The organism is Mesorhizobium sp. WSM4904 (genome assembly GCF_029674545.1).
Lineage (GTDB): Bacteria > Pseudomonadota > Alphaproteobacteria > Rhizobiales > Rhizobiaceae > Mesorhizobium.
Genome location: NZ_CP121354.1, coordinates 3,330,726 through 3,356,591, shown reverse-complemented (window position 1 = coordinate 3,356,591; position 25,866 = coordinate 3,330,726). Strand labels below are relative to the sequence as shown.

The window sequence follows — 25,866 nt, the reverse complement described above, 5'->3', positions numbered from 1 at the left end:
GACGGATGGAACAAGGTTTGGGGGTACCTGACGCATGAGGCTGCCTTGGCTAGGCAATTGCCGCAGGGCCAGCCGGCAACCTTCATCTCCAAACGTCTATCATACCGAGATCATCGCGGACGTGCTGGTGCCGGAGCGCGACGAAACCGTCCGCTTCTTCAGCCGCAAGCTCGTTCGCCCCGGCAAATTGCGCCGCTTCTCCAACAGGGATCTGCGCGAAAGCCTGCTGTCCCTGTTCTATCTCGGTGTGGCGGCGCTGCTGCCCGTCGCCTGGTGGGCGCCGATCTGCGATTGGGTTTCGACGCTTCGGCGCAAGCGCCATTTTCGCAAAGAATTCGCACGCTATGATGTCGCGATCAAAGCGGTGCTTGGCGATGACGTCGATACGCAAAGCCTTTTCAGGCGCCATCTCGCCGCCGCGCATCGCCGCCGCCTGATGCTTGCCGCTCACCTCGTCCCTCGCCGCTGGTCGCCCTCTATCCGGCTGGAGGGGCTCGACGGCTTGCGCGAGGCCTTGCAGCGCGGCCGCGGCGCCATCGTCTGGTGCGATCAGTTCATCGCCCAGACCATCATCGGCAAGCGCGCCCTCTTCGAAGCCGGCATCGAGGCGCACCAGGTGAGCGTCACTTTCCACGGCTTTTCGGAAAGCAAATTCGGCCTGCATGTGATCAACAGGCCGCTGGTCGAGGTCGAAAACCGCTTCCTGAAAAGCCGCATCGTCTTCGAGCGCGCCGACGCCTACCAGGTCACGGCGCGCATCCAGAAGGCGCTCAAGGAGAACTGCGTCGTGCTGATGACCAACACCATCTACGCGGGCTCCACCTTCACGGAGCTTGCCATGGGCGAGCATGGCTGGACCCATCTCGCCTCGGCGCCGGCGAATTTCGCGGCGCGCGCCGGTGCAGCGCTGTTTGCCATGTCGACCTTGGAGACCGTACCCTTTCGCGAGTACCGCGCGATCGTCAGCCCCGAGCTGAAGCCACACGCTATCCAGCCAGCCTCCTTGCCGGCAAGGGACGTGACGGCAAAGAACCTCGTCCTGCAGGCGGGCTATATCCTGCTCAAGCGCGACCGTCTGCTGGAAGCGGTCAAATTATACCCCGATCAGATGATGGCTTGGTCCAGCGCCGATCGGCTCACCGGGCGGCAAGACCAACCCGCGATCGGCGGCGACGCCGCTTAGAGCAAACTAGATTGCCGACGTTCTAGCCAAGGACTTCCTTCACGATCGCGGCCACGGTCCGCGTCGCATCCACCGTCACGGCGAACTCATCCGGGCCTGGCTCTTCCAGCGTCGAGAACTGGCTGTCGACCAGGCTTGCCGGCATGAAGTGACCCTTGCGGTTCGCGACCCGGCTCCAGGCCGTCTCGCGATCGATTTTGAGATAGAGGAAGACGATGCCCGGGCAAAAACCGCGCAGCCTGTCGCGATAGCTGCGCTTCAATGCCGAGCAGGCAGCCACGGCTTTCCGTCCGTCGGCGACGGAAGCCGCGATGCGCTCGCCGATGGCGTCGAGCCAGCCCTCGCGCAACGCGTCCGTCAGCGGCTCGCCGCGCGCCATGCGCGCCACGTTCTCCGGCGGATGCAACCGGTCGCCCTCGATGAAGACGGCGCCCAACGCTTCGGCCAGCGCTTCGCCGACCACCGTCTTGCCGCAGCCGGCAACCCCCATCGCGACGATGGCCGGCGCTGACCGGATGTCGTTCAAAGGAGCCTCCGACGCTTGTGACCTTTGCCGATCCTTCATCCGCGATCAGCGACTTGCCGGCGCGCGGCCATAGAGCAGAAGCATGGCGACGATCACGACGCCGTAGATGATCTGCCGCCCCGCCTCCGGCATCTGCATGACCGACAGGATCGATTGCAGCAGCGTGATCAGGATCACGCCGGCGACGGTTCCGAGATAGGAGCCGCGTCCGCCGAGGATCGAGGTGCCGCCCAGCACCACCGCGGCGATCGACGGCAGGAGATAGGCATCGCCCATCGACTGCGCGGCCTTCGAGGCGTAGCCCGCCAGAAGCACGCCGCCGAAGGCCGAGAGCCCGCCGGACACCGCGAAAGCAATCATCACCACACGGCGCGTGTCGATGCCGGAAAGATAGGCGGCGCGCTCGCGATTGCCGATGCCGTAGACGGCGCGGCCGAAACTGGTGCGTGTCAGCACGAAGACCATTGCAGCTCCTATCAGCGCCCAGATGATCACGGCGTTCGGCACTCCCGGAATGGTAAAACCGGTCGCGAGGTAGCGCATCGCCGCCGTCGCCGAATCCTGCGGCGAGAACCCGCCCGTATAGACCACCATCAGCCCTTGCGCGACGGCATTGGTGGCCAAGGTGATGATCATCGAGGGAATGCGCAGGTAGGCGACGCCAATGCCGTTGACGATGCCGATCGCCACCCCGCACAGGATGCCGAACGGGATGGCGAGCGCGACGCCGAACTGACCATAGGCAGCGGCCGCGCAGGCCATCATGGCGCCGGTCGCCACGGACCACGGCACCGACAGGTCGATCTGACCGAGCAGGATGACCAGCATCATGCCAGTGGCGATCACGCCGAGGAACGAGGCCACCTTCAGCTGCTGCAGGAGATATTCCGGCGAGAGAAAACTGCGCGAATAGAGGCTGCCCACCAGAAGCAGGATCACGATGCATGCAAAGGCGGTCGCCACCGCCGGATCGGCGCGGCGGATGAATTTCGGCATGCGGCTGGCGATGCCGCCAAGCGTCGTTTCGCTCACAGGAACCACTCCAGCCGGTTGCGCACCCTGAACAGCGCGAAGGCGCCGAGGCTGACCGCGATCAACAGGATAATGCCCTGGAACAGCGGCTGCCAGAGCGGATCGAAATCGAAGACGAACAGGAGGTCGCCGATGGTGCGGAAGGCGAGCGCGCCGAAAATCGCGCCGACGGCGCTGCCTTTGCCGCCAAACAAAGAAACGCCACCGAGCACGACGGCCGCGATGGAGAACAGCGTGTAGGCATTGCCGCTGGCATAGGCGGCTTCGCCCGTATAGGTGAAGAAGGTGAGGAACAGCCCGCCGATCGCGGCAAGCAGGCCGGCCAGCGTATAAGCAAGGAACTTGCCCCTGCGGATCGGTACGCCCGACATATAGGCCGCCGTCTCGGACGAGCCGGCAGCGTAAGCCGCGCGACCGAGTTCGGAGCGGCTGAACGGCACCCACACGACCAGCACGACGACGAACAGCGCCACCAGGCTCGCCGGCACCACGCCGAAAAAGCGCCCGGTCAGGAAGTCGGCGAGACCCTCATCGACCGATCCGCCGGGAACCGGTCGCAAAAGCAGCGCCAGTCCGAAATAGACGGCGCCCGTGGCGATCGTCGCCACGATCGGCTGCAGGCGTCCGTAGATCACGATGGCGCCGTTGACCGCCCCGCAGATGAGCCCGGTGCCGAGCACGGCCACCACCCCGAACGCCGTTTCGAGCCCGGTGCCGATCACCAGCCAGGAAGCCATGCAGTTGGTCAGCGTGAAGATCATGCCGACCGAGAGATCGATGCCCGCGGTGATCACCACGAGCGTCTGCGCCATGGCGACAAAGGCAAGCAGGACGCCCTTGTTCGCCGCCGTCTGCACGACATTGGCGGTGAAGCCGGCCGGATGGTTGGCGCTGTAGATCGCGAACATGACGATGAAGATGCCGAAGGCAAGCAGCGTCCCGCGCTGCTCTGCCAGCCAGTAGCGCCAATCCTTCACGCGCCCTCTCCCTGCCTTGGCCCATTGCTGTCACCGTGGATGTTCAGTGCGCTGGCAATCAGCGCACGCTCGGTGATTTCGGCGCCGACCAGCTCCCGCTTGACCGCGCCGTCATAGAGCACCAGCACACGGTCGCAGCAGCCGATCAGCTCGTCATAGTCGGTCGAATAGAACAGGATCGCCGCGCCAGCGTCGGCCAGCTTGCGCATCAGCTGGTAGAGCTCCTGCTTGGTGCCGACATCAATGCCGCGCGTCGGATCGTTGAGCAGGATGATGCGCGGCTGCCGCATCAGCCATTTGGCGATCACCACCTTCTGCTGGTTGCCGCCGGAAAGCGCGCCGACCGGAATGTCGAGGCCCGCCGTTTTGATGGCCAGCAGCCCGACCATGTCGTCGATCAGCCGCTGTTCCGTCGCGCGGTCGATCACGCCCATTTTCGACAGCCTGCCGAGTGCTGCGAAGGACAGGTTCTCGCGCACCGTCATCGGCAGCATCAGCCCTTCCGTCTTGCGGTCTTCAGGGATCAGCGCCATGCCGATGCGGGCGTCGCTCGCAGCCGAGGGACTGGCAATCGAGACCGGCTTGCCGTCGACCAGGATCTGCCCGGAAAGACCCCGCAACACGCCGAAGAACGCAAGCAGCAGCTCGCGCTGGCCCTGGCCGTCGAGACCGCCGAGCCCTACCACTTCTCCTGCCCTGACACTCAGAGAAACGTTGTCCAGACGGTCGACCCAGGTGAGGTTGCGCGCCTCGAGCACGGGCGTCGTGGCAGCCGGTATGGTGGGCTTTGGCGGGAAGATGTGGCTGTACTCCCGGCCGATCATCAGCTCGACGACTTCGTTGTCGCTCTTCGATCCAGCTTGATAGCTGGCGACATTGCGACCGTTGCGGAACACCGTGCACTGGTCGGCCAGTTCGGCGATCTCGTTCATGCGGTGCGAGATATAAAGCAGCGCCAGCCCCTCCTCGCGCAGCCGCTTGAGCACGTCGAAGACCTTGTCGACGTCCGTGGCCGTCAGCGCGGAGGTCGCCTCATCGAGGATCAGGATGCGCGGTTTCCTGGCCAGCGCCTTGGCGATCTCGACCATCTGCCGGCGCGACAGCGGCAGGTCCTTGACCAATGCCAACGGATGGATGTCGGAAGCGCCTGCTCGGGCAAGGGCCTCCTCCGCCATGCGCCGCTGCGCCTTGCGGTCGATCATGCCGAAGCGTTTCGGGGGATCGGAAATGACGATGTTGTCGGCGACGCTGAGTTCCGGAATGAGCGACAGCTCCTGGAAGATGCAGGCGATGCCGGCCTGGTTTGCGGCGGCCGGCGACGCGAAGCTCACCTCGCGGCCGTCGAGCGTCATGCGACCCTCGTCGGGCGCGACGACGCCCGCCATGATCTTGATGAGCGTCGACTTGCCGGCGCCGTTTTCACCGAGAATGGCGTGGATGCTGCCGGCCGTCACCGTGAGGTCGGCCTTCTCCAGCGCCCGTACGCCGCCATAGCGCTTGGATATGCCTTCCATGCGGAAGAGCGGAGCCGCGCCGTCCATCAGCCCTCCCCAGGCCAGTTCGCGATTGGCATCAAGCGGCCGGCGCCGCGAAAGCCGCGGCGCCGGATGGTCAAGCTACTTGTTTTCTTTGGTCTGGCCCATGATTTCCTGGGCGGTGAAATTGATGCCGCAGGTCGGGAAGGAATTGCCGACGAAGAAATTGTCGGATTGGTCGGGGAAGAAATCCTGGCCTGCCTTGAAGTTCGGGTCCTCGACAATGGCCAGCGGCAGCTTGACCGACTGCGGTACGACATTGCCTTCGAGCGCGGCAATCGCCGTCTTGATGGCGACCGCGACCTGGGCCGGGCCGGTGCCGGCCGACGAACATTTCAATCCATCGCCCGCGTGCGCCGCGCAGAATTTACGGAAGCCGTTTTCCGTCTCGCCGCCGAACGGAACGAACGGATGCTTGGCATCCATCATCGCCTGCACGATGCCGGTGTCGCCGCCCTGTCCCGTGATGCCGTCGAACGGTCCGCTGGTGGCGATGGCGTCGGCGGTGGCCTTCTGCGCCACGCCGTCATCCCACTTGCCAACGACCTCGGTGACATCCCACTTCTTGCCTGAGCCGTCGAGCACCTCGTGGATGCCGTTGTGCCGGTCGGTGTCGACGGAGGTACCAGCGACGCCGCGCACCTCGAGCACCTTGCCGCCATTCGGCACATGCGCGACCAGCCACTTGCCCCACAACTCGCCGAGGCCCTTCTGGTCGACGTTGACGTTGATGGCGTCCTTGGTGTCGAGGATGTTGTCGAAAGCGACGAGAATGACGCCGGCTTCCTTGGCGCGCTTGATGACCGGCCCGAACGCCGTCGGGTTCTGGGCGTTGACGACGATCGCGTCGAAGCCGGAGTCGATGAAGTTGTTGATCGCCGAGATCTGCGCCGGCACATCCTCGCCGGTCGATACGACCTTGAATTCCTTCAGCTTCTTGGCAACGTCCGGCTGCGCGGCATAGGCCTTGGCCGTCTGGATCATCTGGATGCGCCAGGTGTTGGCGATATAGCCGTTGGCGAGCGCGATACGGTACGGCCCATCCTTCTTCGGATATTTGAAGAACTGCGTGTCGGCCGCCCACGGCGCGAAGCAGTCGGGCTCGGCGGACGGCCCTTTCACGATCTCCGGATCGGCGATCGCCGAAGAACTCAGCATGACGAATGCAGTGGCGGCAATGACGCCGCCAACAAGTGACTTGATCATCGGTATTCCTCCCAGTTGCAGTTCTGCTTGTTGAATGTGTTGGCGGTCGGCCGGCACCCTCCTGCCAATCCGATACGCTTGCGAGGTGGCTTGCGCCGTCCCTCTTTTCCCCCTCCCATCCCCTCCAGGTGGCTTATGAAACTATCATATTATACATAATAAACAAGCATGAGCTGTTGCTTATGTATAATAAACAGACTTCATGCAAAAATGGTAGCGCTACCATTAAAGCCTGTAAACCGGCATTTGCACAGTCGCCTCTGCGTGTTTCAGCGAGTGGTGCTCTCGCGGCGTATAAGCTCGAAACCGAGGTCGACGACCCGCTGCTGCGGTCTTTGGCCGGCGATCGCGGCAAGCGCCATCGCCACCGCCTGGCGGCCGATTTCATAGCGATGCGTGCGAACGCTGGTGACCGACGGAAAGGCTGCCTGCATCATGTCGAGATCGTTGAAGCCGACGATGCCGATCGTCTTCGGCACCGCGATCGCGGCTCGGCGGCATTCGAACAGAACGCCGAGCGCAATATCGTCATTGTTGCAGAAGACGCCATCGAGCGCCGGCATCTTGGCCAATGCATCGCGCAGAAGCTCGCGCCCGAGCGTCACGCTGGACAGTAGCGGCGTGGTGGTGACCAGACGGGGGTCGAACAGGCCGCCTGCTTCCATCGCCGCGCGATAGCCGGCAAGGCGCCGCTGCGAGCGCGGATCCATGCGCGCGCCGATGAAGCCGATCCGCCTGTAGCCCGCTTCGATCAGATGCTCGGTGGCCGCCCGGCCGCCGTCGAAATGCGAGAAGCCGACGAGCATATCGATCGGATCCGGTCCGGTTTCCATGACTTGCACCACCGGGCAGCCGGCCGTCTCCAGCAGTTTTCGCGACTGGGGCGTCTGGTCGATGCCGGCAACGATCAGTGCCGCCGGGCGCTGCAGGGCAAACACCTGCAGCAGCCGCTCTTCCTCCAGACCCGAATAGTGCGTGTTGCCGAGCTGAATGCGGAACGGGCCATCGGAGAGGCTGTCATAGATGCCGCGCACCACTTCGGCAAAGACGTTGTTGGTGAGTGACGGCACCAGCACGCCGAAGACTTCCGCGCGCGCCGAGGCCAAGGCCCGCGCGTTGGGATCCGGAACATAGCCGAGCTCGTCGACGGCGGCCTGTATCTGCCGGCGCAGATCTTCCGAAACCCGCCCAGGCTCGCGCAGGGCGCGCGACACGGTAATGGCGCCCACACCCGCCTTGCGCGCCACGTCGGCGATGGTCGGGCGACCGCCGCCGCGGCGTGAGCGGGGCTTTGTCACAGCCCTGCCCTTTCTGCGCGTAAGCAGCGCGGCAGCGGGCCGACCGTCAACATCTTAGCCAATATCCCGCAGCCCGTCCCATCCGATCTGGGTCGCGCAGGCGATGGCCGTTGTCAAGCGATGGTCAGCCTGTCCCAGCCACCTGACGGACATCAAGCCAGCGCTTCGGCGCTCCGCCTCGCCTTCCACATGAGGAGCAGGACCGCTGCGAGATTCACCAGGTTCCAAGTGATGCCGTTGAGGAACGCCGCGGCGTAGGAGCCGGTGAGATCGTAGATCCAGCCCGACATCCAGCCGCCGACCGCCATGCCGAAGATCGTTGCCATCATGACGATGCCGACGCGCTGGCCGGCTTCCTTTGCCGGCATGTAGTCGCGCACGATGATCGCATAGCAGGGAACGATGCCGCCTTGCGACAGGCCGAACACCAGCGAGACCACATAGAGCGAGGCGAGCCCGTCGAAGGGAATGTAGAAGAGCAGCGACAGGCACTGCAGCGCCGAGCCGATGAGCAGCGTCTTCACCGCGCCGATGCGGTCGGCGAGGAAGCCTGAGCCGATGCGGCTTACGACACCCGCCGCCAGCATGATCGACAGCATGTCGGCGCCGCGCGCGACGCCGTAGCCGAGATCCATGCAATAGGCGACGATATGCACCTGCGGCATAGCCATCGCCATGCAGCAGCCGAATCCGGCGACGACCAGAAGCATTTGCAGCGCGGCCGGCGACAGCGAGATCGGGTGAACCGGCCGGCTGCCCGGCGAGCCTTGAGCCACCTCGCGCGGCGCGCGGCGCCGCAGCATCAGCACCAGCGGCACCATGGTCACAAGGCAGATAACCCCGATCGTTGCATAGGTGAACCGCCAGCCACCGCTTTGCATCACATAGGGCATCACGGTTGGCCAGACGGCGCCGGCAAGATAGCTGCCGGAGGCGGCCGCGGTCACCGCGACGCCACGGCGGCGATTGAACCAGTGCGAGACGTCGGCGATCAGCGGCCCGAAGATCGCCGACGTGCCTACGCCGATCAAAAGCCCCTGGACGAGGGTGAACACCAGGATCGACGTTGTGAGCGAGGCAAGAAGAAAGCCCGCGCTGAGCGCCAGCGCGGAGGCAAGCGCCGGCATCCAGTAGCCCATGCGGTCGATGGCGCGTCCGACCAGCGCATTGCCGGCGGCAAAGCCGACCATCGTCGCGGTGTAAGGCATCGAGGCTGCCGCGCGATCGACGCCGAACTCGGCCTGGACGGCGGGCAGGACGACGACCACCGCCCACATGCCGGCGCCGCCTATCGTCGCCAGCAGCACCGAAACGGCAAGCCGCATCCATGCATAGCCGCTGTCGATGCCGGGGCTGTTTGCCGCGCTTCCGGAGATTATCGTCAAGGCATTTCCTATTGCCGTTCCCGCGTCGGTGGTGCGGCACCACTATCTGCCCATTTCCCGCATCGAGCAGCGCCACGACCGGCAAATCCGTGGCTCCAGAAACTTGGAACCGGCCATGCTGCCCCGAGTTGTGCCTGAAGGGGAGTTGTGCCCCAGGAAGGAGCTTCACCATGACCGCCAGGAAGAAATGGTCGGCCGAAGTGACCAAACACAGCGATGCGCTGGATCTCGAGGAGCATGTCTTCGAATCCGACGATGCCAGGAAGATCGCCGCTTCGTTGAAGCGCTCGGCCGAGCACAGCCACCGCCGCAAGGCGGAGCCGTTCCGCTCCGCGATGTCGATGCTGAATTTCTACATCAACCGTGCCGGCAGGAATCTGCCGGAGGAGCGTAAGCGGGTGCTGGAAAAGGCCAAGGACGAGTTGCGCGTCGCCTTCGGGCGCGAAAAGCAGGATTGAGGCCTGACCTGAATCGCGGCGGGCCTCAGCGCGAACGGATGACGTCGTCGGTATTGGCAAGCAGCTTGCGCACGGCGTTGCGCGCCGCATCCGGCCGTTGCAGCCGGATGTTCCTCTCGATCGCTTCGTGCAGTTTCTGGGCGTGCTGCAGGTCGTCCAGCTCGCGTGTCGTATAGGCGAAGAGGTGGTCGAAAGCGGATTCGATCAGGACGCCGAGCGGCACCAGGAGATCGTTGCCCGAGGCTCGCAGAATGGCGAGGTGGAAGCGCGTGTCGGCGCGTGTGCGCTCCTGCAGGCTGGTCGCCTCGCCCATCTCGCGGCACGTTTGGCTGATCTCGGCCATCTGCTCATCGGTGCGCCGCATCGCCGCGAAAGCGGCCGCCTCCGGCTCGATGATATGGCGGAATTCCTGCACCGTCTTCAGGAAGACCTCGCGATCCGGCGAGGTCGCGTACCAGGCGAGCACGTCGCGGTCGAGCAGGTTCCAGCGCTCCTTCGGCTCCACCCAGCTGCCGATCTTTGGCCGCGACGCCAGAAGGCTCTTGGCCATCAGCATCTTGATCGCCTCGCGCACCGCGGAACGGCTGACGTCGAAAGTCTCCGACCATTTCGCTTCGTTGGGCAGGATGGTGCCAGGCGGATAGTCGCCGCGCACGATCCGAAGGCCGATTTCGCTGGCCAGCGACGTATGCACGCTGGCGCCCGGGATGCGCGGCGCATCCGGCCGGCGAACGCCCGCCATACGATCGGCGGATGCCACTCTCGTCGCCCTTTTTTCGTTGTTCGGCTTTGCGTCCCGCATATATCCAGAAAGTCCGGTTTTCAGAAGCTGTCAAGCACGGCAAGGCTGGCTTTGCCGCAAGATGCCGGGATGTGCACAGCTCAGCCGGGGCTTGGCTCCCTTCACGCAGTCTTGACGTATTTGCGCCAGCTGTGTTCGGGGCGGAAGCCGAGCACCTCCCGAGCTTTGCGGTTCGACAGCAGCGTCTCGAATTCACCGAGCTCGGCTTTCACCGGCACGCCCGGATAGAAACGCTTCAGCAGCTCCGCCGTCGGCAGGTCGGACGAGGTGTCGTCGTTGGCGGCGTTGAACACCTGATAGCCCAATCCGTCCTTCTCGATGGCGCGCAAGGTGATCTGGCCAAGATCGCGGGCATCGATATAGCTCCAGGCGATACGCTTGCGGAAACCCGGATCGGCGAACCATTTTGGGAACAGCGCATATTCATGCGGCTCGATGACGTTGCCGATGCGCAGCGCATAGATGTCGAAACCGCTGCGCAGCGCGAAGGCGCGCGCCGTCTTCTCGTTGACGATCTTCGACAGCGCGTAGCTGTCCATCGGATCGACGTCGTAGTCCTCATCGAGCGGGAAATGCGTCGGGTTGCGCGGTTCGTTGGCGAAGACCAGGCCGTAGGTCGTCTCACTGGAAGCGATGATCACCTTGCGGATGCCGAGCTTCACAGCCGCCTCGATGACGTTGTAGGTGCCAATCGCGTTGATGCGGAACACCTCGTTGTCGGGTGTGATCATGATGCGCGGTATGGCGGCGAAATGCACCACGGCATCGACCGGCTGCGCCCGCAGCGACGGATCGAACTCGTGCAACCCCGCATAGCTCGACAGCGCATTGAACACCTGACCGCTGTCGGTGATGTCGGTGATCAGCGTGCGCACCTTCGGGTTGTCGAGCGGCTTGGCGTCGATGTTGAGCACCTGGCAGCCATGCTCGACCAGGTACTGGACTACATGGCGGCCGGCCTTGCCGCTGCCGCCGGTGAACATGATCCGCTTCGTCATTTTGCTCTCCACATTGCACGAGAATTATGTGTATTGTCAGACAATATGGTATTCCGCAATCGCCTGCCAACCGCGATCCGCGAAAACAGCAATCGCTCGCCGGTCGGTCGCGCCGGCGCCGACCATCAGGAAAAACAGGGACGAAACGACATGACCACCACCGCTGCCCGCGAAAACATCGGTTTCATCGGCCTCGGCCTGATGGGGCACGGCATCGCCAAGAACATCGTCGACAAGGGCTATCCGCTGACCTTCCTTGGCCGCAAGAACCGCAAGCCTGCGGAAGACCTGATCGGCCGCGGCGCCAAAGAAGCATCGACTTCTCGCGAGGTGGCGGCGGCGTCCGACATCGTCTTCATCTGCGTCACCGGCTCGCGCGAGGTGGAGGCGATCATTCGTGGCCCCGGCGGGCTGAAGGAAGGCTTGAAGGAAGGCTCGGTGGTCGTCGATTGCTCGACATCCGACCCGGTCTCCACCATGGGGCTCGCCGCCGAGCTCAAGGCGCTCGGCGTCGATTATGTCGATGCGCCGCTCAGCCGCACGCCGAAGGAGGCCTGGGAAGGCACGCTCGATGCCATGGTCGGCGCGCCCGACGCGGTGTTCGCCAGGCTGAAGCCGGTGATCGAGACCTGGGCCGGCCGCATCGTCCATATCGGCGACACCGGCGACGGCCACCGCATGAAGCTGCTCAACAATTTCATCTCGCTGGGCTACGCGGCGATCTATTCGGAGGCGCTTGCCTTGGCGCAGAAGGTCGGCATCTCGCCGCCGCGCTTCGACAGCGTGATCCGCAACGGCCGCATGGATTGCGGTTTCTATCAGACCTTCATGCGCTGGACGCTGGAGGGCGATCGCGACGCGCACAAATTCTCCATCGCCAATGCCTTCAAGGATTTGACCTATCTGGAATCGATGGCGGGCGCTGCCGGCATTGCCAACCCGCTGGGCAACGCCACCAAGAACTCGTTCGCGACCGCCTTCGCCGCCGGACCGGCCGACCAGTATGTGCCGATGCTGGCGACCCATGTCGGCAAGCTCAACGGCGTCGACCTGATGCCGTCGAAGGACGGCGTGAAGCAGAAGATCTGACGCCCGCCGGGCGAGTCCTCACCGCCGCGACCGCCCGATCACCTCGTCGGTGTTGGCGAGCAGCTTGTGCACCGCGCTTCTCGCGGCGGCGGGGCGCTGCAGGCGGATGTTCCGCTCGATCGCCTCGTGCAGGGACTGGGCCCGCCGCTGGTCGCTGTGCTCGCGCGTGACGAAGACGAAGAGATGGTCGAGCGCCGACTCGATCAGCACGCCGAGCGGCACCAAAAGCTCGTTGCCCGAGGCGCGCAGGATGGCGATATGGAACCGCGTATCGGCGCGCGTGCGCTCCTGGAAATGCATCGCCTCGCCCATCTCGCGGCAGGCCTGGCTGATCTCGATCATCTGCTCGTCGGAGCGCCGCGTCGCCGCGAAGGCGGCCGCCTCCGGCTCGATGATGTGGCGGAACTCCTGCACCGTCCTCAGGAACACTTCGCGATCGGGCGACGTCGCGTACCAGGCGAGCACGTCGCGGTCGAGCAGGTTCCACCGCTCCCTTGGCTCGACCCAGCTGCTTGGCCATCAGCATCTTGATCGCTTCGCGCACTGCCGAGCGGCTGACGTTGAAGGTTTCCGACCATTTGGCTTCGTTGGGCAGGATGGTGCCGGGAGGGTAGTCGCCGCGCACGATCCTGAGGCCGATCTCGCCCGCCAGCGAGGCATGCACGCTGAGGCCGGCGATCCGCGTCGCCTCGGGCCTGCGGATCGTAGCCGGCTGGACCGGTTCGGCCAGGCGCTTCCCTGACTTTTCTCGTGGCATCCGCGTTCCGGTGCCTCCCGTCGCGGGCAGAGGCCGCCCGCAATCATCCGCCAAGAAATTTCGGGCGCACGAAGGCCCTCGCCTGTTACCGGAGGCAAAGGCCGCGTTCATGGTCCAAGCGGAAAAGGGTGAAGGGGCGCCCACGAGGGGGCGCCCCAGCTATCGAAGCTTACTTCTGGATGCAGGTGTCGACCGTATCCTTGGTGCATTCGTCGAGGCCGGTGAAGACCGGATCGTCGACCTTCTTGCCGCCGATGAGGTCGAGCATCACCGAAGGCGCCTTGTAGCCCATTTCGAACGGCCGCTGGCCGACCAGCGCGGTCACCAGCCCGTCCTTGGCGATCGCCACTTCGTCGCCGATGGTATCGGCGGCGCCGATGGCGAACTCGTTCTTGGCGATCTTCTCGGCCATCGGCTTGAACAGGTCGCGATAGGGCTGCGGAGCGCCGAACAGCGGCCAGCCGCCCATGATGCCGAAAGCGTCGAGCTTCGGATTTGCGGCGAGGATGTCGGTCATCGCCTGAACGCCCTTGGCGCCGTCGTCATTGGTGAACACCGGGCAGCCGGCCACTTCGGTCCAGCCGCCTTCGCCCTTCAACTCCGACAGGCCTTCCTTGCCCGACAGCGCATCGCGCATGCCCTGCGCGCGGCGCAGGATGTTGTCGGCCGCGGCATTGCCTTCGATGGTGCAGATCGTGCCGCCATTCGGCTTGGCCTTCTTGATGTATTCGCCGATGCGCTTGCCCATCAGATAGTTGTCGGTGCCGAGATAGGTCTTGCGCAGCGCCGCATCTTCCTTGGTCAGGTCCGCGTCGACCGTCATGATCGGGATCGACGGATTGGCGCTCTTGATCGTCTGCGCGATCAGCGGCGCATTGGACGGCGAGATCGCCATCGCCGCCGTATCCGGCTTGCTCAGCATGTCCTGCACGATCTGGGCTTCGCCGGCCTCGTCCGAGGTCGATGCCGGACCGGTATAGAAGCATTCATATTCGGAACTGGCGTTTTCCTTGTTCCATTTCTCGCAGCCCTGGTGGATGGCTTCGAAGAACGGGTTGTCGAGACCCTTCACGACAATGACGAGTTGTTTCTTGGCCAAAGCCGGCCCGGCCCCCAACGCCATGGCGGCGACGGCGGCGAGCAAAAGTGATTTCCTCATATCATCTCCTCCCGTGAAAACAGACGAACACGACGTGTCCGCCACACCGATCGGCCCGGATGCAAGGACACGGCAATCACCTTGAATGCTCGTGTCTTAGACCGGTCCGATAAGCATTTGCCGATCCGTTCCAGCTCGATGAACGCTGGTCTTGCCGGATCCTGATCAAACCCCGCCAACCGCCTCCATCGGGCGGCGGTCTTGCGAGGACAAGCCCTTCCTCCAACGCTAGCTAATAACGGCTCGCAGCCAACGTCAATTCCTATTTGTCCTACAAAACCGATTTTTCGACGAGATCCGAAATTAATCGTCCGACAGTTGATTGACGCCCATGCAGGCTTTCGCCTAAATGCACCGATCGCACCCGCTCGGGAGGAGTTGGACGTGCGAGGCCCATGCGGCGCCGGCATCGATGACGGCGCCCGTGGAACGGAAACGGGGAGGCTTAAGGCTGGTGTCGGTTCTCGAACTCGCCAACATCTCGAAGCATTTCGGCGCCATCCAGGCGGTGAACGACGTCTCGTTCACGCTGCAGGCCGGCGAGGTCGTCGGCCTGATGGGCGACAACGGCGCCGGCAAGTCGACGCTGGTCAAGATGATCGCCGGCAACTTTCGCCCGAGCCATGGCACGATGCGCATGGACGACAAGGAGTTGATCCTGCACAAGCCGGCCGAGGCCCGCCAGCACGGCATAGAGATCGTCCACCAGGACCTGGCGCTCTGCAACAATCTGACGGCCGCCGCCAATGTCTATCTCGGGCGGGAACTCCGCCGCGGCATCGGCCCGTTCCGCATTCTCGACTATGCCGCGATGTACAGGCGCGCCGGCCAGCTCTTCGCCGAACTGAAATCCGAGACGCGGCCGCGAGATCTCGTCAAGCAGATGTCGGGCGGTCAGCGCCAGGCGGTGGCGATCGCCCGCACCATGCTGTCACAGGCCAAGATCGTGCTGATGGACGAGCCGACCGCGGCGATCTCGGTCCGGCAGGTCGCCGAAGTGCTGAACCTGATCCGCCATTTGCGCGATCAGGGCATCGCCGTCGTGCTGATCAGCCACCGCATGCCCGACGTCTTCGACGTCGCCGACCGCGTCATCGTCATGCGTCGCGGCCGCAAGGTCGCCGACAAGAAAATCGCCTCGAGCTCGCCCGAGGAAGTCACGGGGCTGATCACCGGGGCCATCGAACAGGTGGCATGACAGCACTGATCCGGAACTCGCGCCGCCGGCGCGCTTCACCTTTGGCAGGAAAGGTCGATAATGGCAGTCACACTTGACCAGACGATCGCGCAGAAGCAGCACACCTTCCTGTCGCGCATGCTGTCCAGCCAGACCTTCTGGGTGGTGATCGCGGTCATCCTTGCCTGCCTCTTCCTGTCCCTTGCCACGGATTCCTTCGCCACGTCGAAGAACATCTTCAACATCACCCGCAACGTCACCTTCGTTGCAATCATCGCGCTCGGCATGACCTTCGTCATCATCACCGGTGGCATCGACCTGTCGGTCGGCTCGGTGCTATGCCTGTGCTCGATGGTGCTTGCCGTCACGATGCATGCCGGTTACGGCATCGTCACCGGCATTGGCGTCTCGATTGCCACCGCACTCATTATCGGTGCCTTCAACGGCGTCCTTATCGCCTATCTCGACTTCCCGCCTTTCGTGGTGACGCTCGGCATGCTCTCGGTCGCCCGCAGCCTCGCCATGGTCGCCTCCAACAACACCGTCGTTTTCCAGTTTGGACCGGATCACGACAAGCTGCTCGCTTTGGGCGGCGGCGCCTGGGTGTTCGGTATCGCCAACCCGGTGCTCTACATGATCCTTCTGGCGCTGCTTACGGGCTTCACCCTGCGCTGGACCAAGTTCGGCCGGCATATCTTCGCCATCGGCGGCAATGAGCACGCGGCGACGCTGACCGGCGTTCCGGTGCGCCAGATCAAGGTCGCGGTCTATATGATTTCGGCGCTTTCCGCCGGTCTCGCCGGCATCATCCAGACCGGCTGGCTCGGCGCCGTCACCACCAATATCGGCACCGGCATGGAGCTCCAGGTGATCGCCGCCACCGTCATCGGCGGCGCCAATCTCGCCGGCGGCGTCGGGACGGCTCTGGGTGCCGTCGTCGGCGCCGCGCTGATCGAAGTAATCCGCAACAGCCTGGGCCTGCTCGGCATCAACGCCTTCTGGCAAGGCACCTTCATCGGCGGCGCGATCATCCTGGCCGTGCTGTTCGACCGCATCCGCAACTTCCGGCGCAGCGACTAAGGCGCAACTTTCCCTTCTCCCACAACAAGCGGAGAAGAGGACGCTCATATCGTTCAGTCTGAAAATCGGCGGGGACCGACGATGCGAAGCACCCGTCGTTCCGGCGCGCCTTGACGCAGGCCGGAGGCCGGCCGCAAAATCCCCCGGCAGGCGAAGGGAGGCCAGTCGCCTGCGGGAGGAAGTATACCCATGACGGACGCGATCAGGCTCTATTGGGGCCGGTTCGGACATGTCTCTGTCCTGAATGTCGCCAACGACTTCGTCACCCATGCCCATGGCGAGGCGCATCTCATCATCTGGCTGGAAGGCACCGCCGGCGAAATGACGATCGGCCGCGAGACGGTGCGGCTCGGACCGACCACCGCCGCCGGCATCAACTCGTTTCAGCCCCACAGCCACGCCCTTTCTCATGACGGCAGGCCCGGCCTGTTCCTCGCCTTCTACATCGATCCCGACTGGGCTCGCCGGCGCCGTGATCTGCCCTCGTCGGCGCCGCTGTTCGCGCAGGCGGCAATCACGCTGGAGCCGTGGCTGCATCAAGCAGCGGCAAACCTGCTCGATCATCTGAGCGACAATGAAAGCATCGACGATGTCGCCAACTACGAGATCGAGCGCTTCATCGACAGCGTGCTCGATGCGGCCGATGCTTCGGCGCCCCAGGCAGCGCGGGCTCGCGTCAACACGATGCTCGATTTCCGCGTCCGCAAGGCGATCCAGCTGATGAAGGCCAATGTCTGCGAGCGCATCTCCTTCGATGACGTGGCGCGCAGCGTCGGCCTGTCGAGACCGCATTTCTTCGCGCTGTTCAAGGAACAGACCAATTTGACGCCGAACGTCTACTGGAACACGCTGCGAATGGAGGAAGCCGTGCGCCAGCTGCAGTGGTCGCAGGAACCGCTGATCTCGGTCGCCTGCAATCTCGGCTTCACCACGCAGGGCAATTTCTCACGCTTCTTCCGCGACCATGTCGGCGTGCCGCCGACGCTTTATCGCGAAGCGGCCCGGGCGATGTCCTGAGCCGCTGAAGCGCGCCATTTTTTCAGACTGATTGATAGGCGCGCAAGACGCGTTGATAAGCGCAATCCGGCCGGCCGCCCTAGCCTTCTTCCCATCTTGGCAAGGGAACGAGCATATGGCGAAAGTCACCATTTCCAGCGTCATCGATGCGCCGGTCGAACAGGTCTGGGCGCGCATCCGCGACTTCAACGGCCTGCCGAACTGGCACCCGCGCATGGTGGAAAGCCATATCGAGGACGGCAAGGACCCCGCGACGATCGGCTGCGTGCGCAACTTCCAATTGGTCAGCGGCGCGCGGCTGCGCGAGAAGCTGCTCGACTTCTCCGATGAGAATTTCCTGGTCAGCTACTCGATCCTCGAAACGCCGCAGCCGCTCACCAATCACCAGGCAACGCTGCAATTGCGGCGCGTAACCGATGGCAACCGCACCTATGCCGAATGGACCGCGAGCTTCGACGCTGCTCCGGAAGAAGCCGACAAGCTGGCCGAAGGCATGGGCGCCAATGTCTTCCAGGGCGGCTTCAATGCCCTGAAGGCCTATTTCGCCGGCAACAGCTAAATCGGGGAGCGCGCCATGTCGCTTGCGCTGCAGACCTTTCCGACGGTGAAAGACGCCAATACGGCCCTGCAGGCGTCCGGCACCCGTTATCTCGGCGGCGGCACGCTGGTGGTTCGCGCCGCCAATGAGGGCGACGTTTCCGTCTCCGACCTTGTGCGCGTCGCCGACCCCGATCTTGCGCGGATCGCCGTTTCCGGCGGCAAGGTAAAGCTCGGCGCCTCCGTCACCATGGCGGCGATCGCCCGCCACCCGGAACTTGCCGCGCTCGCGCCGGCCGCGCGCGCCGTCGGCGGGCCGGCGATCCGCAACATGGCGACCGTCGGCGGCAATCTGTTTGCCCCCGCTCCCTACGGCGATTTCGCCGTAGCGCTGCTGGCGCTGGACGCCGCGGTTGTCACTGCGGACGGCGAAATGCCGATCGAGACCTTCCTGGCGGGCCGCGATCGCAGCCGCGCCATCGTCGCCGCCGTCGAGTTCTCCTTGCCCAGGGCGGAGAGCTTCCGCTTCCTGAAAGTGTCGCGGGTCAAACCCAAGGGCATCTCGGTGCTGAGCATTGCCGCGCTCCTGCAGCGCTCCGCCGACGGCACCGTGGCCTCGGCAAGCATCGCGCTGGGCTGCATGGCGGACCGGCCGATGCGCGCCAAGGCGGCTGAGAATGCGCTGCTCGGTTGCAAGCTCACGCCCGAAGAGATCGCGCCGGCGCTTGCTGCCGCGGGCGAAGGCATCACACCGATCACCGACCCGATCGCCAGCGCCTGGTATCGCGCCGAGGTTCTGCCGGTCCATCTCGGGCGACTGTTGCTGAGCTAATGCTTGTCGCCCAAAAGCGCGCAGCGGTTTTGGGACAACGACAAGCACGAAAATAAGTCCGTGGGGGACGCGCGTCTGTCCGGTCATCCGGGCAGGCGCGCAAGGAGGAAAAATGGCGAAGGTCCCGGTTCAGTTCACGCTCAACGGCTCCGAAAAGGCCGAATTCATCGAGAGCGGCACGACGCTGCTCCATGCGCTGCGCGACAAGATCGGCGATACCTCGCCGAAAGGCGGCTGCCACCAAGGCACCTGCGGCGCCTGCTCCGTGATCATCGACGGCGAATTGAGGCTTTCCTGCCTGATGCTGGCGGAAACCTGCAGCGGCGCCGACATCCAGACCGCCGCCGGCCTTGCCGAAGGCGGCATGCTGCATCCGCTGCAGCGCGCTTTCCTCGACGCCTTCGCCACGCAATGCGGCTTCTGCACGCCGGGCATGATCATTGCCGCCAAGGTGCTGCTCGACCATACACCCAACCCCAGCCGTGAGGACGTGGTCGAGGCGCTCTCCGGCAACATCTGCCGCTGCACCGGCTACGAGCCGATCATCCAGGCGGTGCTGGCCGCCGCGCGCGCCAACTCGCAGAACGCCGCCTGAGGATCACTATCATGGAACTGCGCAAGGACTACTTTGCCGATGTCCGCAAGGACGGCCTCAACGAGATCGGCCAGCCGCGGCCGCGCCTCGACTCGCCAGGACATGTCACCGGCAAGACCGCCTATTTCGCCGACCGCAACTTCCCCGGCATGCTGCATCTGAAAATGGTGCGCAGCCCGCACCACCATGCCCGCATCCGCTCGATCGACACATCGGAAGCGGAAAAGCATCCGGGCGTGGTGAGGGTGCTGACCGCCAGGGACGTGCCGCACAATGTTTACACCATCCTGATCCTGATCCAGATCGGCCCGGAGGACGAGACCGTGCTTGCCGACGGCAAGGTGCGCTGGAAGGGCGAGGCCGTGGTGGCGGTGCTGGCCGAGACCGAACGCGCGGCGCTGGAAGCCGCCGCCAAGGTCAGGGTCGACTACGAGGTTCTGCCGGCCGTGTTCGACATGGAGGAGGCGCTGAAGCCCGGCGCGCCGGTCGTCAACGAATATCACGGCCAGAACTACTACCTCTATGACAGCGGCGAGTGCCGCAAGGTGCGCTTCGGCGATGTCGAGGCAGGCTTTGCCCAGGCCGACCACATTCTCGAGCAGACCTACCAGTCCTCGCCGATCGAGCACGCCCCGACCGAGACCACCGGCTGCGTGGTGGCGCCCGAGGGCAACGACCGCTTCACCTGCTACACCAACACCCAGGCGATGTTCTTCACCCTCGACAATGCCTCGATCATCCTGCAGATGCCGGGCTCGAAGCTGCATTTCGTCGGCGGCACGGTCGGCGGCGGCTTCGGCGGCAAGGTCGACGTCATCGTCGAGCCGATCGCCATCCTCGCCGCCAAGCTCACCGGACGGCCGGTCTCCTTCATCTACAGCCGCGAGGAGGAGATGCAGATCTCCTCGCCGCGTGCGGCTGAAAAAGTCGTCATCAAGGACGGCGTGATGAAGGACGGCCGCATCGTCGCGCGCAAGGTGATCGGCTACACCGATGCCGGCGCCTATTCGCGCCATTCGCCCTACGGGGCGCAGAAGGGCGCCGCGCACTATCCCGGGCCCTACACGATCCCCAACGTCTGGATCGACACCTACTGCGTCTACACCAACCGCACGCCTTCGTCCGCCATGCGCGGCTTCGGCGTCACCATCGGCGACTTCGCGCTGGAGGTGCAGATGGATAAGCTGGCGCGGCTGATCGGCATGGATCCGTTCGAGTTCCGCTTCATCAACGCCTATCGCGACGGCGACATGAAGGCGCATCGCCAGCCGACCGAAGGCGCGGCGCTGATCGAATGCATGCAGGAAACCTCGCGCGCCGCCAACTGGCCGGTGGCGGAAAAATACATGGCGATGTCCTCCTACAGGAAGGGAGCGTGAGATGGCGATCCGGCGTGGACGCGGCGTCGCCGCGATCAACTATCCGACCGGCATGAATCTCGGCGGCGACCCGACCCAGGCGCTGGTCCATTCGACGCCGACCGGCAATTTCATGGTCACGCTTTCCAGCGTCGATCTCGGCCAGGGCATGAAGCAGATCATGGCGCAGATCTGCGCCGAGACGATCGGCGTGCCGACCGACCGCGTCGTCATCGACACCGCCGACACCGACACCGGCCCGCATTGCATGGGCACCTTCGCTTCGCGCGGCACGCACCGCGCCGGCAACGCCGTCATCCAGGCGGCCAAGGAAGCCCGCCAGGTGATGCTGGAAGTGGCGGCGGAAGAGCTGGAGGTGAATGCCTCGGACCTCGAGACCGACGGCCAGGGCAACATTTTGGTCAAGGGTGCCCCGCAAAGATCGATCTCGATCTTCGACGTCGCCTTGTCGGCGCATTTCAAGCGTGGCCGCTCGATCTCCGGCCGCGGCATGTTCTTGATCCCGCGCTCCTATCCGGAGAAGGAAACCGGCGCGATGAAGCCCTCCACCTGCTACGCCCATGCCTGCACGGTGGCCGAGGTCGAGGTCGACGACGAGACCGGCGAGGTGACGGTGCTTAACGTGAAGAACGTCTTCGAGATCGGCCGCGCCCTCAACCCGAAGATGGTCGAGCAGCAGTTGGTCGGCGGCTCCTGGATGGGCATCAGCCACGCGCTCTACGAGACGACCGAGCCCTATTATCCAAACCGCGACCATGGCGGCACCGACTTCAACCAGTATCTGATGCCTGGCCCCGGCGATCTCGCCGAAACCGAGATCATCGTGCTGGAGCGTCCTTCCGCCGACGGCCCGTTCGGCGCCAAGGGTCCGGGCGAGATGTGCGCCAACCCGCAGATCCCGGCGGTCGCCAATGCCGTCTTCGACGCGGTCGGCGTGCGCATCGACACTTTGCCGATCACGCCCGAACGCATCCTGCGGGCGCTGAAGGCGCAGGCCGCGGGCTGAGCGCAAGATGACCCGCGTCAACGCAGTAGATGTCGCGGCTTCCCCGGAGGCGGTGGCCGCGCGTCTCGCCGCTTCGCGCTATCTGGCCGACGACAGCCTTGCGACCGCGATCTTCCTTGCGATCCGCTTGGGCAAGCCGCTGTTGCTCGAAGGCGCGCCGGGCGTCGGCAAGACCGAGGCGGCGAAGGCGATCGCCGAACTGCTCGGCCGCGAGCTTGTGCGGCTGCAATGCTACGAAGGCATCGACGCCGCGCACGCGCTCTACGAATGGAACTACCAGCGCCAGCTGCTCGCCATCCGCCATGCCGGCGAGCACGAGATCGACATCTATGACGATCGTTTCCTGATCGCGCGGCCGTTGCTGCAAGTCTTGCGCGCGCCGGACCAGCGCGTGCTCCTGGTCGACGAGATCGACCGCTCGGACCATGAATTCGAGGCGTTGCTCCTGGAGTTCCTCTCCGATTTCCAGATCAGCATTCCCGAGCGCGGCACCATCCGCGCCGCGACCCAGCCCATCGTCATCCTGACTTCGAACCGAACCCGGGAACTTGCCGAGGCACTGCGCCGGCGCTGCGTCTATCACTGGATCGGCTATCCCGACGCCGAGCGCGAGGGCGAGATCATCATGCTGCGCGCCGGCGATGTCGCCGGGGCGACCGCGCGTGCCGTGGCGAAGGCCGTGCAGGAAATTCGCGCGCGTCCGCTGGCCAAGCCGCCGGGCATCGCGGAGGCCGTCGAATGGGCGAATGCCGCGACCATCCTGGAAAAAGGCGGCAGCCCGTGGCCGGAAGCCTTCCGCCGCGCCATCGGCGTGCTGATCAAGGACGAGGAGGATATGGCCGCAATCGCGCCGGAGCTGGACCAAATCGTCGAGGAGGCGCTGGGGTGAGCCGCGACCTCGACAATCCCTTCTCCCCGTTTACGGGGAGAAGGTGCCCCGAAGGGGCGGATGAGGGGCAGCGCCATGCCAAGCAGAACTCAGCGCCGCCCCTCACCTGCCTGCCGGCATCCTCTCCCCGTAAACGGGGAGAGGAGAGCTTGCCTCGCGCCGCCGCACCCTTCCTCGGTTTCGCCCGGTTGCTGCGCCGCCACGCCTTCGCCATCGCGCCCGAGCAGGTGGCCGGCTTCATGCGGGCCGTGACGCTGCTCGGCCCGCGCTCGATGAACGAGATCCGCGAGGCAGCACTAGCGACGCTCGCTCCCTCGCCCGATCGCCGCGGCGAATTCGAAGCGCATTTCCGAGCTTATTTCTACGGTGATGCCAAGCCTTCGATCGAAGGCGAAGAGGACGATGAAACGCGCATCAAGGATGATCGCGGCACACGTCAGCAGGAAAGCCTGACCGTTCGCCAGGAGAAGGGCGGCGAGCTGTCCTCGGCACTCGAACAGTTGAGCAGCCGCGATTTCCAGCGCGACGCCGATGGACTCGGCCAGTTTCGCCGCAAGCTCGCTTCCGCCCTGCCCGCGCGTCGTTCCTTCCGCACCATGCGCACCCGCTCGCGCGGCACGCTCGATCTCAGGCGCTCGCTCAGCGAAATCGTCAGCGCCGACGGCGACATCCCCTCGCCGCTGCTGCGCCGCCGGCAGGCCGTACCGCGAAAACTGCTCCTGCTCATCGATGTCTCCGGCTCGATGAAGCCGCACACCGCCGACTACCTCAAGCTGGCGCATGCGACGGTGCAAGGCGCCGACCGCGCCGAAGTCTTCACCTTCGGCACCCGGCTCACCCGCATCACCTCGGCGCTGCGCATCCGTGGCCGCGATCAAGCGCTGGCCCGCGCAGCAGCGCTCGTCGACGACTGGGACGGCGGCACCCGCATGGGACCGACCTTGCTCGCCTTCCTGTCGGTGCCGCGCTTTTCAGCCTTCGCGCGCGGCGCGGCGGTGGTGATCCTTTCGGACGCGCTGGAGCGCGGCGACCATGCCGACCTCGAAACCGCGATACGGCGGCTCAGTGCCCGCGCCTTCCGGCTGTCGCTGGCGACGCCGCTCGCCGGCGACCCACGTTTCCGCCCGGAGACGGCGGCACTTCGCGCCATCCTGCCGCTGCTCGACGACCTGGTCGACGGCTCTTCGGTCAGAAGCCTGACCGACTTCATCCTGTCGCTCGCCCGCCCTGCTCCGGCGGCCGAAACCATCTGGAAAAGGGTATCGTGATGCAGAAAGCGATCGACTCGCATTTCCACATCTGGCGCCAGAAGGACCAGCCCTGGCTTGTTGGGCCGATGGTGCCGCGCATCTTCGGCCCTTACGAGCCGATCCGTCGCGACTATCCGATCGGCGAATTCCTCGACGACCAGGAAGGTTCCAGCGTCGAGAAGGCCGTCTATGTCCAGACCAACTGGGCCAAGGAGGATTTCGAGAAGGAAGTCGCCTTCCTGCAGAAGACGGCGGAGGAGACCGGCTGGCCGCATGCCGTCGTCGGCTATGCCGACATGACGGTCGACGATGTCCGCCCGCAGATCGACCGGCTGAAAAAGTATCCGCTGCTGCGCGGCGTGCGCATGCAGCTCCACTGGCACGAGACGCCTGCCTTCCGCTTCGCCGCCTCGGCCGACCAGGTGGTCGATCCCAAGGTGCGGGCCAATGTCGCCCGATTGAAGGACTACGGCCTCTCCTTCGACCTGCAGCTCTTTCCGGCGCAGATGAAGGACGGGCTGACTTTGGTCGGCGAGAATCCCGAGACGAACTTCATCCTCACCCACGCCGGCATGCTGACCGGCATGGAGCCTGAAACGACTGAAGCTTGGAAGACCGGCCTGCGCACGCTTTCGGCTGCTCCGAATTTCTACGCCAAGCTATCGGGCCTCGGCACCTTCGTGCACCGCAACGACCCGGAACTCATCGCCTACATCGTCGACAACGCGATCGAAATCCTCGGCAGCGACCGCCTGATGTTCGGCTCGAACTTCCCGATCGAGAAGCTTTGGACCAGCCACGCCGAGCTGATCAAGGCGCACCGCGCCGCGGTGGCCAGGCACGGGCCTAAGGCCGAGGCGGATATTTTCTGGAACACGGCGGAGAAGGTCTATCGGCCGGTGTAGCGTAATGCCTGCTGCCACCTTGGAAGCGCGTGGCCGCTCACAATGAGCGGCCGAAGACTTGAACCATGTGCTGTTTGGCACCGATGCTGACCGGTCCCGCCATACGTATTGGCTCGAAGCCACGCGCCTGCCAAAAGCCAAGAGCTTGCACGTTTTCCGTGATCACGCCGAGCTCTACTCGTTGGACATGCTGAGACTTCAACCAGGTGAACAACCCGTCGCAAAGCGCTCGCGCCAGGCCTCTTCCGCGAAGGGCTTTGTCGATCATGAGCAAGGCGATCCACCAGCACCCCACGCTCGGGTAGTCGCGGTCACAGGCTAGCAAGCCGACAAGTTGGCCGTCGTCGGCTGCTCTTAGCCCGAACACGAACTTGTCGGCTTCCGTCCGGCTCGGTGGAAAGTTCTCGAATTCCTCGCTCGCGCTGGCGGGATCGGGGGGCTGGCCGTGTTCCAGCTCGATATAGTCCGAGCAAGCCTTATACAGCGGCGCCAGCCGTGGAGCGTCAGTTCCAATCAGGCCTTCGATTTCGTATCCGGAAAGCGAGATTGGGAATTTTGTCGTTTTATCCACGGAAGTCTGACCTCCACCCGCATGAACGTCATTTCGCCATCAAATGCCCCGAGACCTCAGCGCCGTGCCTGGCGCGCCGCCATCGGCACGGGCCGGGACACGGCCTCGTTGTCGGGAATGCTTGTCATGACGCGCTGGTTGAACAGCATTAATCCGGTTCAGTCCAGAACTTATCCAACAAACTTCCTTGCCGGCCCTCCGCCTGTTATGGATGAGCGCGGGC

Annotated in this window: 25 protein-coding genes and 1 pseudogene; 14 read left to right on the top strand and 12 right to left on the bottom strand. The window is 64.5% G+C overall.

Features of this window, described 5'->3' with window-relative positions:
- Positions 1–34 precede the first annotated feature (34 nt).
- Entirely contained in the window at positions 35–1,183 is a 1,149-nt protein-coding gene (locus tag QAZ47_RS16035) for a hypothetical protein (protein WP_278229999.1), read from the top strand.
- A 22-nt stretch (positions 1,184–1,205) separates the two neighbouring features.
- Here QAZ47_RS16035 and QAZ47_RS16030 read toward each other — a convergent pair whose 3' ends face one another.
- The 7 genes from QAZ47_RS16030 to QAZ47_RS16000 all read right to left on the bottom strand — a co-directional run bounded on the left by QAZ47_RS16030 (position 1,206) and on the right by QAZ47_RS16000 (position 9,082).
- Positions 1,206–1,673, bottom strand: a complete 468-nt coding sequence (locus QAZ47_RS16030; protein WP_278207860.1) for a gluconokinase — start codon at positions 1,671–1,673, stop codon at positions 1,206–1,208.
- Positions 1,674–1,754: 81 nt separating this feature from the next.
- Positions 1,755–2,741 (bottom strand): ABC transporter permease, encoded by a 987-nt coding sequence (locus tag QAZ47_RS16025; protein ID WP_278229998.1) that lies wholly within the window; start codon positions 2,739–2,741, stop codon positions 1,755–1,757.
- On the bottom strand, positions 2,738–3,718 hold the full coding sequence (locus QAZ47_RS16020) for an ABC transporter permease (RefSeq protein ID WP_278229996.1): 981 nt from the start codon (positions 3,716–3,718) through the stop codon (positions 2,738–2,740). The genes QAZ47_RS16025 and QAZ47_RS16020 overlap by 4 nt, the downstream gene beginning before the upstream one ends.
- A complete protein-coding gene (locus tag QAZ47_RS16015; RefSeq protein WP_278229995.1) occupies positions 3,715–5,259 on the bottom strand; it encodes a sugar ABC transporter ATP-binding protein in 1,545 nt (514 codons plus the stop codon). The genes QAZ47_RS16020 and QAZ47_RS16015 overlap by 4 nt, the downstream gene beginning before the upstream one ends.
- A 75-nt stretch (positions 5,260–5,334) precedes the next feature.
- Entirely contained in the window at positions 5,335–6,459 is a 1,125-nt protein-coding gene (locus QAZ47_RS16010; RefSeq protein ID WP_278229994.1) for a sugar ABC transporter substrate-binding protein, read from the bottom strand.
- Between the two features lie 269 nt (positions 6,460–6,728).
- A complete protein-coding gene (locus tag QAZ47_RS16005; RefSeq protein WP_278207741.1) occupies positions 6,729–7,757 on the bottom strand; it encodes a LacI family DNA-binding transcriptional regulator in 1,029 nt (342 codons plus the stop codon).
- 152 nt (positions 7,758–7,909) lie between these two features.
- Positions 7,910–9,082, bottom strand: coding sequence for an MFS transporter (locus QAZ47_RS16000; protein ID WP_278233814.1), 1,173 nt, complete (start codon positions 9,080–9,082; stop codon positions 7,910–7,912).
- Between the two features lie 230 nt (positions 9,083–9,312).
- Here QAZ47_RS16000 and QAZ47_RS15995 point away from each other — a divergent pair, with 230 nt between their 5' ends.
- The gene (locus QAZ47_RS15995) at positions 9,313–9,600 is read left to right on the top strand and encodes a DUF3175 domain-containing protein (RefSeq protein WP_278072647.1); all 288 of its coding nucleotides are present in this window, start codon (positions 9,313–9,315) and stop codon (positions 9,598–9,600) included.
- A 25-nt stretch (positions 9,601–9,625) separates the two neighbouring features.
- Here the strand turns inward: QAZ47_RS15995 and QAZ47_RS15990 are convergent, their stop codons facing one another.
- Together QAZ47_RS15990 and QAZ47_RS15985 are read right to left on the bottom strand one after the other, a co-directional pair.
- Entirely contained in the window at positions 9,626–10,402 is a 777-nt protein-coding gene (locus tag QAZ47_RS15990; RefSeq protein ID WP_278072646.1) for a FadR/GntR family transcriptional regulator, read from the bottom strand.
- Positions 10,403–10,503: 101 nt separating this feature from the next.
- Complete coding sequence (locus QAZ47_RS15985; protein WP_278229992.1) at positions 10,504–11,400, bottom strand: NAD(P)-dependent oxidoreductase; 897 nt, start codon at positions 11,398–11,400, stop codon at positions 10,504–10,506.
- Positions 11,401–11,550: 150 nt separating this feature from the next.
- Between QAZ47_RS15985 and QAZ47_RS15980 the strand changes: the two genes are divergently transcribed.
- On the top strand, positions 11,551–12,489 hold the full coding sequence (locus QAZ47_RS15980) for an NAD(P)-dependent oxidoreductase (RefSeq protein ID WP_278229991.1): 939 nt from the start codon (positions 11,551–11,553) through the stop codon (positions 12,487–12,489).
- A gap of 18 nt (positions 12,490–12,507) precedes the next feature.
- On the opposite strand, the pseudogene QAZ47_RS15975 reads toward QAZ47_RS15980, so the two are convergent.
- Both QAZ47_RS15975 and QAZ47_RS15970 read right to left on the bottom strand, forming a co-directional pair.
- Positions 12,508–13,246, bottom strand: a pseudogene (locus tag QAZ47_RS15975) (FadR/GntR family transcriptional regulator).
- A 169-nt stretch (positions 13,247–13,415) separates the two neighbouring features.
- Positions 13,416–14,405: a sugar-binding protein gene (locus QAZ47_RS15970; protein WP_278207737.1), complete on the bottom strand. Its 990-nt coding sequence runs from the start codon at positions 14,403–14,405 to the stop codon at positions 13,416–13,418.
- Between the two features lie 454 nt (positions 14,406–14,859).
- Between QAZ47_RS15970 and QAZ47_RS15965 the strand changes: the two genes are divergently transcribed.
- From QAZ47_RS15965 to QAZ47_RS15915, 11 genes are all read left to right on the top strand, one after another.
- A complete protein-coding gene (locus tag QAZ47_RS15965; protein WP_278207736.1) occupies positions 14,860–15,603 on the top strand; it encodes an ATP-binding cassette domain-containing protein in 744 nt (247 codons plus the stop codon).
- Positions 15,604–15,663: 60 nt separating this feature from the next.
- Positions 15,664–16,662: an ABC transporter permease gene (locus QAZ47_RS15960; RefSeq protein WP_278207735.1), complete on the top strand. Its 999-nt coding sequence runs from the start codon at positions 15,664–15,666 to the stop codon at positions 16,660–16,662.
- A gap of 189 nt (positions 16,663–16,851) precedes the next feature.
- Entirely contained in the window at positions 16,852–17,679 is an 828-nt protein-coding gene (locus QAZ47_RS15955) for an AraC family transcriptional regulator (protein ID WP_278207734.1), read from the top strand.
- Positions 17,680–17,794: 115 nt separating this feature from the next.
- Positions 17,795–18,238 (top strand): SRPBCC family protein, encoded by a 444-nt coding sequence (locus QAZ47_RS15950; protein WP_278229989.1) that lies wholly within the window; start codon positions 17,795–17,797, stop codon positions 18,236–18,238.
- A gap of 15 nt (positions 18,239–18,253) precedes the next feature.
- Positions 18,254–19,048 (top strand): FAD binding domain-containing protein, encoded by a 795-nt coding sequence (locus tag QAZ47_RS15945; RefSeq protein ID WP_278229988.1) that lies wholly within the window; start codon positions 18,254–18,256, stop codon positions 19,046–19,048.
- 112 nt (positions 19,049–19,160) lie between these two features.
- Positions 19,161–19,643 (top strand): (2Fe-2S)-binding protein, encoded by a 483-nt coding sequence (locus tag QAZ47_RS15940; protein ID WP_278229987.1) that lies wholly within the window; start codon positions 19,161–19,163, stop codon positions 19,641–19,643.
- An 11-nt stretch (positions 19,644–19,654) separates the two neighbouring features.
- Entirely contained in the window at positions 19,655–21,022 is a 1,368-nt protein-coding gene (locus tag QAZ47_RS15935) for a xanthine dehydrogenase family protein molybdopterin-binding subunit (protein WP_278207729.1), read from the top strand.
- Position 21,023: 1 nt separating this feature from the next.
- Positions 21,024–22,028, top strand: coding sequence for a molybdopterin cofactor-binding domain-containing protein (locus QAZ47_RS15930; protein WP_278207728.1), 1,005 nt, complete (start codon positions 21,024–21,026; stop codon positions 22,026–22,028).
- 7 nt (positions 22,029–22,035) lie between these two features.
- On the top strand, positions 22,036–22,917 hold the full coding sequence (locus QAZ47_RS15925; RefSeq protein ID WP_278229986.1) for a MoxR family ATPase: 882 nt from the start codon (positions 22,036–22,038) through the stop codon (positions 22,915–22,917).
- A gap of 149 nt (positions 22,918–23,066) precedes the next feature.
- Complete coding sequence (locus tag QAZ47_RS15920) at positions 23,067–24,185, top strand: VWA domain-containing protein (protein ID WP_278229985.1); 1,119 nt, start codon at positions 23,067–23,069, stop codon at positions 24,183–24,185.
- The gene (locus tag QAZ47_RS15915) at positions 24,185–25,072 is read left to right on the top strand and encodes an amidohydrolase (RefSeq protein ID WP_278229984.1); all 888 of its coding nucleotides are present in this window, start codon (positions 24,185–24,187) and stop codon (positions 25,070–25,072) included. Before QAZ47_RS15920 ends, QAZ47_RS15915 begins: the two co-directional genes overlap by 1 nt.
- A 37-nt stretch (positions 25,073–25,109) precedes the next feature.
- Here the strand turns inward: QAZ47_RS15915 and QAZ47_RS15910 are convergent, their stop codons facing one another.
- A complete protein-coding gene (locus QAZ47_RS15910) occupies positions 25,110–25,643 on the bottom strand; it encodes a GNAT family N-acetyltransferase (protein ID WP_278229983.1) in 534 nt (177 codons plus the stop codon).
- Positions 25,644–25,866 lie beyond the last annotated feature (223 nt).

Excerpts from the sequence above, each read along its gene's own strand:
- QAZ47_RS16035 (WP_278229999.1), top strand. The coding sequence starts at position 35 with ATGAGGCTGCCTTGGCTAGGCAATTGCCGCAGGGCCAGCCGGCAACCT.
- QAZ47_RS16030 (WP_278207860.1), bottom strand. The coding sequence starts at position 1,673 with ATGGGGGTTGCCGGCTGCGGCAAGACGGTGGTCGGCGAAGCGCTGGCC.
- QAZ47_RS16015 (WP_278229995.1), bottom strand. The coding sequence starts at position 5,259 with ATGGACGGCGCGGCTCCGCTCTTCCGCATGGAAGGCATATCCAAGCGC.
- QAZ47_RS16010 (WP_278229994.1), bottom strand. The coding sequence starts at position 6,459 with ATGATCAAGTCACTTGTTGGCGGCGTCATTGCCGCCACTGCATTCGTC.
- QAZ47_RS16000 (WP_278233814.1), bottom strand. The coding sequence starts at position 9,082 with ATGCGGCTTGCCGTTTCGGTGCTGCTGGCGACGATAGGCGGCGCCGGC.
- QAZ47_RS15995 (WP_278072647.1), top strand. The coding sequence starts at position 9,313 with ATGACCGCCAGGAAGAAATGGTCGGCCGAAGTGACCAAACACAGCGAT.
- QAZ47_RS15990 (WP_278072646.1), bottom strand. The coding sequence starts at position 10,402 with ATGCGGGACGCAAAGCCGAACAACGAAAAAAGGGCGACGAGAGTGGCA.
- QAZ47_RS15985 (WP_278229992.1), bottom strand. The coding sequence starts at position 11,400 with ATGACGAAGCGGATCATGTTCACCGGCGGCAGCGGCAAGGCCGGCCGC.
- QAZ47_RS15980 (WP_278229991.1), top strand. The coding sequence starts at position 11,551 with ATGACCACCACCGCTGCCCGCGAAAACATCGGTTTCATCGGCCTCGGC.
- QAZ47_RS15970 (WP_278207737.1), bottom strand. The coding sequence starts at position 14,405 with ATGAGGAAATCACTTTTGCTCGCCGCCGTCGCCGCCATGGCGTTGGGG.
- QAZ47_RS15960 (WP_278207735.1), top strand. The coding sequence starts at position 15,664 with ATGGCAGTCACACTTGACCAGACGATCGCGCAGAAGCAGCACACCTTC.
- QAZ47_RS15955 (WP_278207734.1), top strand. The coding sequence starts at position 16,852 with ATGACGGACGCGATCAGGCTCTATTGGGGCCGGTTCGGACATGTCTCT.
- QAZ47_RS15950 (WP_278229989.1), top strand. The coding sequence starts at position 17,795 with ATGGCGAAAGTCACCATTTCCAGCGTCATCGATGCGCCGGTCGAACAG.
- QAZ47_RS15945 (WP_278229988.1), top strand. The coding sequence starts at position 18,254 with ATGTCGCTTGCGCTGCAGACCTTTCCGACGGTGAAAGACGCCAATACG.
- QAZ47_RS15940 (WP_278229987.1), top strand. The coding sequence starts at position 19,161 with ATGGCGAAGGTCCCGGTTCAGTTCACGCTCAACGGCTCCGAAAAGGCC.
- QAZ47_RS15935 (WP_278207729.1), top strand. The coding sequence starts at position 19,655 with ATGGAACTGCGCAAGGACTACTTTGCCGATGTCCGCAAGGACGGCCTC.
- QAZ47_RS15930 (WP_278207728.1), top strand. The coding sequence starts at position 21,024 with ATGGCGATCCGGCGTGGACGCGGCGTCGCCGCGATCAACTATCCGACC.
- QAZ47_RS15925 (WP_278229986.1), top strand. The coding sequence starts at position 22,036 with ATGACCCGCGTCAACGCAGTAGATGTCGCGGCTTCCCCGGAGGCGGTG.
- QAZ47_RS15915 (WP_278229984.1), top strand. The coding sequence starts at position 24,185 with ATGCAGAAAGCGATCGACTCGCATTTCCACATCTGGCGCCAGAAGGAC.